The organism is Rhizobacter sp. P2_D12 (assembly GCF_056404395.1).
Window position 1 is genome coordinate 1 of record NZ_JBFUEB010000260.1, and the last position, 1,992, is coordinate 1,992.

Consider the following 1,992-nt stretch of genomic DNA (forward strand, 5'->3'; position numbering starts at 1 on the left):
CGCCAAACGCACCGATCGCTGCCGCGCCATCGCAAGCGGCTCCGGAAGCTGCCTCGAACCAGTCGAAAGCCGGCGTGGCGATGCCTGCCGCTGCCAAGATCCTGGCTGACAACAACATGAACGCCGCTGGCGTCGATGGTTCGGGCCGTGACGGCCGCGTGACCAAGGGCGACGCCCTGGCCGCTGTCGCCAACAAGCCAGCCGCTGCACCAGCACCAGCTGCCGCACCAGCCAAGGCACCACTGCAGCAAGTCGCTGCCGCCGCGCCGGCCAGCCAGGGCGACCGTCCGGAAGAGCGCGTGCCGATGAGCCGCCTGCGCGCCCGYRTCGCCGAGCRCCTGCTGCARTCGCAGKCSACCAACGCCATCCTGACCACGTTCAACGAAGTGAACATGGCGCCGGTGATGGAGATGCGCAAGAAGTTCCAGGASAAGTTCGAGAAGGAGCACGGCGTCAAGCTGGGCTTCATGAGCTTCTTCGTGAAGGCCGCGGTGGCCGCGCTGAAGAAGTACCCGGTCATCAACGCCAGCGTCGACGGCAACGACATCGTCTACCACGGCTACTTCGACATCGGCATCGCGGTCGGTTCGCCGCGCGGCCTGGTGGTGCCCATCATCCGCAATGCCGACCAGCTGAGCTTTGCCGACATCGAGAAGACCATCGCCGGCTTCGGCCAGAAGGCCAAGGACGGCAAGCTGTCGCTCGACGAGCTGACCGGCGGCACGTTCTCGATCAGCAACGGCGGCACCTTCGGTTCGATGCTGTCCACGCCGATCATCAACCCGCCGCAATCGGCCATCCTGGGCGTGCACGCCACGAAGGACCGCGCGGTGGTCGAGAACGGCCAGATCGTGATCCGCCCGATGAACTACCTCGCGATGTCGTACGACCACCGCATCATCGACGGCCGCGAAGCCGTGCTGGGCCTGGTGGCGATGAAGGACGCGCTGGAAGATCCGGCCCGTCTCTTGTTCGACATCTGACCGGGGGCCACGATGAGCAAATCATTCGACGTCGTCGTCATCGGCGGCGGGCCCGGCGGCTACATCGCCGCCATCCGCGCGGCGCAGCTGGGTTTCAACACCGCCTGCATCGACGACTGGAAGAACGAGAAGGGCGGCCCGGCCCCGGGCGGCACCTGCACCAACGTCGGCTGCATTCCGTCGAAGGCGCTGCTGCAGTCGAGCGAGCACTTCGAGCACGCCGGCCATGCCTTTGCCGACCACGGCATCGGCCTGAAGGACCTCAGCATCGACGTGACGAAGATGCTGGCGCGCAAGAACGCGGTCGTGAAGCAGAACAACGACGGCATCCTGTACCTCTTCAAGAAGAACAAGATCTCGTTCTTCCACGGGCGCGGCTCGTTCGTGAAGGCCGCCGACGGTGCGTACGAGATCAAGGTCGCCGGTGCTGCCGACGAGACGCTGATCGCCAGGCACGTGATCGTCGCGACGGGTTCGAACCCGCGTGCGCTGCCGGGTGCCCCGTTCGACGAGGAGAACATCCTCAGCAACGACGGCGCGCTGCGCATTCCGTCGGTGCCGAAGAAGCTGGGCCTRATCGGCGCCGGCGTGATCGGCCTCGAGATGGGCTCGGTGTGGCGCCGCCTGGGTGCCGAGGTGGTGGTGCTGGAAGCCCTGCCCACCTTCCTGGGCGCGGTCGACGAGCAGATCGCCAAGGAGGCCCAGAAGGCCTTCAACAAGCAGGGCCTGAAGGTCGAGCTGGGCGTCAAGATCTCCGAGGTCAAGACCGGCAAGGGAAGCGGCAAGAGCGGCGTGACGGTGTCGTACGCCAACGCCAAGGGCGAGGCGCAGGTGCTGGAGGTCGACAAGCTGATCGTCTCCATCGGCCGCGTCGCCAACACCAACGGCCTGAACCCGGAGGCGGTGGGCCTGAAGCTCGACGAGCGCGGTGCGGTGGTGGTCGACGACGAGTGCAAGACCAACCTGCCGAACGTCTGGGCCATCGGCGACGTCGTGCGCGGCCCGATGC

Annotated in this window: 2 protein-coding genes; both read left to right on the forward strand. The window is 66.5% G+C overall.

The window, feature by feature from the left end:
- Nucleotides 1-983 (forward strand): 2-oxoglutarate dehydrogenase complex dihydrolipoyllysine-residue succinyltransferase (gene odhB, locus AC1DYN_RS32250; protein WP_477966827.1); only part of this gene is annotated, 983 nt, incomplete at its 5' end.
- 12 nt (nt 984-995) lie between these two features.
- A partial coding sequence (locus tag AC1DYN_RS32255; protein ID WP_477966829.1) for an FAD-dependent oxidoreductase occupies nt 996-1,992 on the forward strand: 997 nt, incomplete at its 3' end.